This is a genomic window from Stenotrophomonas sp. GD03777 (assembly GCF_029842485.1).
Lineage (GTDB): Bacteria > Pseudomonadota > Gammaproteobacteria > Xanthomonadales > Xanthomonadaceae > Stenotrophomonas > Stenotrophomonas sepilia.
Genome location: NZ_JAOCGL010000170.1, coordinates 1 through 4,877, shown reverse-complemented (window position 1 = coordinate 4,877; position 4,877 = coordinate 1). Strand labels below are relative to the sequence as shown.

The following is a 4,877-nucleotide window of genomic DNA, read 5'->3' as shown; positions in this document are numbered from 1 at the left end:
GCTGCCAGTGCGGCGCGATCCGCTTCCACGTGCGTGGTGCGCTGACCGACAGCTCGATCTGCCATTGCCGGATGTGCCAGAAGGCCTTTGGTGCCTTCTACGCGCCCTTGGTGTCGGTGCGCGGCGTGCAGTTCAGCTGGACCCGCGGCCAGCCGCGCTATTTCCAGTCGTCCAACGTGGTGCGGCGTGGCTTCTGCGCCGACTGCGGCACGCCATTGACCTACGAAGCGCCCGATGGCGTGGCGGTGGCTGCCGGCGCGTTCGACGAAGCCGAACGCCTGCCTCCGACGATCCAGTACGGGGTCGAGCGCAAGCTGCCCTTCGTCGACGGCCTGGCCAGCCTGCCCGTACGGCGTACCGAGGAGGACATCGCGGCCCTGGACTTCCTGGCCACGATCGTGTCCCACCAGCACCCCGACCACGACACGCCGCACTGGCCACCGCGCAGCCGGTGACGCACCTGTAGCGCCATCTCCACGCTGTGGACAGCCGAGCGCAGGCTCGGCTGTACAGGGAGGCGGGGCGCGGCAGCGCCCGGACCGCCGATGCTCTACCATAGCCACCCCTTTTCCGGTCCCCGCCCGCATGAGCAAGAACAGCCAGTGGATCGTCGGCGTCAACGCCGTCGCCTCCTCCATCGAGAACGACGCCGAGAACGTCCGCGAAGTGCTGGTCGAGGCCGGAGCGAAGAACCCGCGCCTGACCGAGATCGAGGAAAACGCCCGCCGCAAGGGCATCGACGTGCGCAAGGTGAACAGCCAGGCGCTGGACGGTGTGGGAGGCTCGGTGCGCCACCAGGGCGTGGCCGCGCGCTATGCCGCCGCCCGCACCTACAGCGAGAACGAGCTGGAAGGCCTGGTCACTGCGGCCGAGGGCAAGGCGCTGCTGCTGGTGCTGGATGAGGTGCAGGACCCGCACAACCTGGGTGCCTGCCTGCGCTCGGCGGCTGCGGCCGGTGCGACTGCAGTGATCATCCCCAAGGACAAGTCGGCCACGGTCAACGCCACCGTGCGCAAGACCTCGGCCGGCGCCGCCGACCTCATCCCGGTGGTGGCGGTAACCAACCTGTCGCGTTGCCTGAAGGACCTGCAGAAGCAGGGCGTGTGGATCTACGGCCTGGCCGGTGAAGCCACCGCCTCGCTGTACCAGCTGGACCTGAAGGGCAACATCGCGCTGGTGCTGGGCGGCGAAGCCGACGGCCTGCGCCGCCTGACCCGCGAGAACTGCGATGGCCTGGTCAAGATCCCGATGCCGGGCGAGATCGAGAGCCTGAATGTCTCCGTCGCCGCCGGCGTCAGCCTGTTCGAGGCCGTGCGCCAGCGCGGTTGATCCGCCGGCGCGACGTGATCGGGGTCAGATCCCTCTCCGCAGGCGAGGGATCCGACGCCTTTTCCATGTGCCGTGTCGACCAAGGTCGACACCTACCAGATCGTTGCCGTGTCGACCAAGGTCGACACCTACCGGTAGTCGCCAACCTTGGTTGGCGCTCTTGCCGCCTCAGCCCGCGCTGCCACCCAGTGCCTTGAACAGGGTCACGTCGTTGTTCAGCTGGCCCTGGCGCACGCGCGCCAGCGACAGCTCTGCATCGCGCCGGGTCTGCTGCGCTTCCAGCCAGGTGCGCAGATCGGTAGCACCCACGCGATAACGCACTTCCTGCGCGCGCTCCACTTCCACCGCTTCCTCGTACGAAGCCTGCGAGGCAGCGACCTGGCGCGCCAGCTGCTCGCGCGCGGACAGTGCGTTGTCCACTTCCGAGAGCGCGGTGTACAGCGTCTTGCGGAAATTGGTCGCGGCGATCTGATAGCTGGTGCCGGCGATATCGGTATCCAGCTGCGCGCGCTGCAGGTTGAGGAATGGCAGCGAAAGGCCGGCACCCAGCGTGGCCACCGGATTGCGCAGTACATCGCCCAGCGAGGTCGCACTGGAACCGAGGCTGCCGGTCAGGCTCAGCGCCGGGTAGTACTGGGTGGCGGTGACCTTGATGGTCTTCAGGCTGTTGCGCAGGCGGAGTTCTGCCGCACGCAGGTCGGGGCGGCGGCCGAGCAGGTCGGCCGGCAGCCCCTCGACAATGCGCGGGCTGCGTGCGCCCAGCAGGTCCCGGGGTTCGTCCTGCTGGGGCCAGGGCGTGCCGTCCAGCAGCACGGTCAGTGCGTTGCGCACCTCCACCCGCTGCTGTTCCAGCGCGCTCTGCGAGGCGCGCTGCGATTGCAGGTTCTGCAGCGCCTGGCGCACTTCCAGACGCGATACCGCACCGGCGTCGAAGCGGGCCTGCACCAGTTCGCGGGTGCGCTCCAGCCGCTCCAGGTTGGCCTGGCCGGTGGCGATCGACTGGTTCAGGTAGGCCAGGTTCCAGTACTGGGTGATGGTGTCGCTGATCACCAGCAGGGCGGTATTCTGCCGGTCTTCCTCGCTGGCCTCGGCTTCCCAGCGGGCGATGTCGCGCTGGGTCCGCAGGCGTCCCCACAGATCGACCTCCCAGCCCAGCGAAACGCCGGTGGAGTAGCTGCGGCGCCAGTCGTCGGCCTGGTCGGTGGCGCGGCTGGCATTGCCGCTGACGCCCGATGACGAAGGCTGCGGCCACAGCGCGTTGCTGGCCAGGCCGGCCTGCAGGCGCGAACGCTGCACGGCCAGGCCGGCGGCGGCCAGGTCGCTGTTGGCGGCCAGCGCCTGCGCCACCAGGCGGTCCAGGCGTTCATCGCCGAAGCCGGTCCACCAGGTGTCCTGGCGGATGTCGTGGCCCGGTGTGTCCAGGCTGCTGCGCGGGTCGTCGGCCGGTGCGTTGAGGGTGGCATCGCCACGCCCATACTGGGCCGCCACATCGGGATCGGCCACCGGATAGCGGCCGACAGAGGCGCAGCCAGACAGGGCGAGCAGAACGGCACCCGCCAGCAGCCGGCGCGAAGGGGCAGGGAAGGGCAGTCGGGTCATCATCTTCATTCGCGTGCCAGGGCCTCCACCGGGTCAAGCTGCGCGGCATTGCGCGCGGGCAGGAAGCCGAACGCCACGCCGATCAGGGTCGAGCAGGCGAAGGCGGCAATGATCGAGGCGGTGGAGAACAGCACCTGGAAGTCGCTGGCGAAGCGGCCGATCATCGAGCCCAGCAGCAGGGCCAGGCCGATGCCGAGCACGCCACCGAGCAGGCAAACCAGCACCGCTTCGATCAGGAACTGCTGGCGGATATCACTTTGTCGTGCACCGACGGCCATGCGCACCCCGATCTCTCGGGTGCGCTCGGTCACCGACACCAGCATGATGTTCATCACGCCGATGCCGCCGACCAGCAGCGCGATGGCGGCGATGGCACCGATCAGCAGGGTCATCGTGCGCGTGGTCTGCTCGATGGTGTCGCGGATCTCCGCGCTGTTGCTGAGGAAGAAATCCTCGGTGCCGTGGCGCATCGTCAGCAGGCGGGTGATCGCTTCCTGAGCGGCATCCATCGGTGTGTTGTCGTCCACGCGCACGGTGATGCTGGAGACATGGCTCTGGCCGAGCATGCGCGACATCACCGTGGTGTAGGGCACCCAGACGCTGAGGCTGGTGCTGCCACCGAAACCGAAACTCTGGCGCTTGGCTACGCCGACCACGCGTGCCGGCACGTTGCCGAGCAGGATCACCTGGCCGACCGGGTCGACATCGGGGAAGAACTGGGTCTGGGTGTTTTCGTCGATCACCGCTACCTGGCCGAGGCCCCTCACGGCATCGGCATCAAAGAAGCTGCCGCTGAGCAGGGTTACCCCCTTGACCCGGAAGAACTGCTCGCCGACGCCGCTGACCTGGGCGGTCGACGACTGGTTGCGATAACGCGCGGTGACCGAGGTCGATACGCTGGGGGTGGCGCTGTCCACATAGCTCTGCTTTGCCAGTGCATCGGCATCGCTGGCCTTGAGCGTCTGCACCCGGGCCGAGCGCATGTCGCCGAAACCACGGCCGGGATAAACGTCGATGGTGTTGGTGCCGAGCGCGCTGATGTTCTGCAGGATCTGCTGCTGCGAGCCATTGCCCAGCGCCACCACCGAGACCACCGAGGCGATGCCGATGATGATGCCGAGCATGGTCAGGAAGGTGCGCAGGCGATGGGCGTTCATCGCCAGCAGCGCCATCCGGAATGCTTCGGTGAAGCGGTCGCGGGCCGCCCGCCAGCTATTGCCGTGGGCGACGCCGGTACTGGCTTCGCGCTGGGCGCGGTAACTCGGCGCATCCGGATTGGCGCGGTCGGCAATGATCTCGCCATCGCGGATCTCGATGATGCGCTGTGCGTGCTGGGCCACGCTCATGTCGTGGGTGACGATGATGATGGTGTGGCCTTCGGCATGCAGTTCGCCGAGGATCGCCATCACTTCCTCACCGGATTTCGTATCGAGCGCGCCTGTTGGTTCGTCGGCCAGGATCACCTCGCCGCCGTTCATCAGGGCGCGTGCGATCGACACGCGCTGCTGCTGGCCACCGGAAAGCTGGCCTGGCTTGTGATGCATGCGGTCGCCCAGGCCCAGCCGCTGCAGCAGTTGCTCGGCACGCGCGTTGCGCACCGGGCCGGGACTGCCGGCATACACCGCCGGCACTTCCACGTTGCCGCGCGCGTCGAGGTCGCCGAGCAGGTGGTAGCGCTGGAAGATGAAACCAAAATGCTCGCGGCGCAGTTCGGCCAGTTCGTCCGGCTCCATCTTTCCGGTTGCGCGGCCGGCCACCTGGTAGCTGCCGCGGGTGGGACGGTCGAGGCAGCCGAGGATGTTCATCAGCGTCGACTTGCCCGAGCCGGACTGGCCCACGATGGCGACCATCTCGCCGGCGTGGATGTCGAGGTTCACGTCGCGCAGTACGGCGATCACATCGTCGCCGGCCGGGAATTCACGTCGCAGGTCGCGCAGCCGCAGCAGCGG

The 4,877-nt window shown here is 68.1% G+C and carries 4 protein-coding genes; 2 read left to right on the top strand and 2 right to left on the bottom strand.

Features of this window, described 5'->3' with window-relative positions:
- Both N5E02_RS20045 and rlmB read left to right on the top strand, forming a co-directional pair.
- On the top strand, positions 1-455 hold a 455-nt coding region (locus tag N5E02_RS20045; RefSeq protein WP_279946665.1), incomplete at its 5' end, for a GFA family protein.
- Between the two features lie 130 nt (positions 456-585).
- The gene (gene rlmB, locus N5E02_RS20040) at positions 586-1,329 is read left to right on the top strand and encodes a 23S rRNA (guanosine(2251)-2'-O)-methyltransferase RlmB (protein ID WP_005408775.1); all 744 of its coding nucleotides are present in this window, start codon (positions 586-588) and stop codon (positions 1,327-1,329) included.
- A 168-nt stretch (positions 1,330-1,497) separates the two neighbouring features.
- Here the strand turns inward: rlmB and N5E02_RS20035 are convergent, their stop codons facing one another.
- Both N5E02_RS20035 and N5E02_RS20030 read right to left on the bottom strand, forming a co-directional pair.
- Positions 1,498-2,937 (bottom strand): TolC family protein, encoded by a 1,440-nt coding sequence (locus N5E02_RS20035; protein WP_065177418.1) that lies wholly within the window; start codon positions 2,935-2,937, stop codon positions 1,498-1,500.
- A partial coding sequence (locus tag N5E02_RS20030; protein ID WP_345782208.1) for a MacB family efflux pump subunit occupies positions 2,934-4,877 on the bottom strand: 1,944 nt, incomplete at its 5' end. The genes N5E02_RS20035 and N5E02_RS20030, both read right to left, overlap by 4 nt.

Excerpts from the sequence above, each read along its gene's own strand:
- rlmB (WP_005408775.1), top strand. The coding sequence starts at position 586 with ATGAGCAAGAACAGCCAGTGGATCGTCGGCGTCAACGCCGTCGCCTCC.
- N5E02_RS20035 (WP_065177418.1), bottom strand. The coding sequence starts at position 2,937 with ATGAAGATGATGACCCGACTGCCCTTCCCTGCCCCTTCGCGCCGGCTG.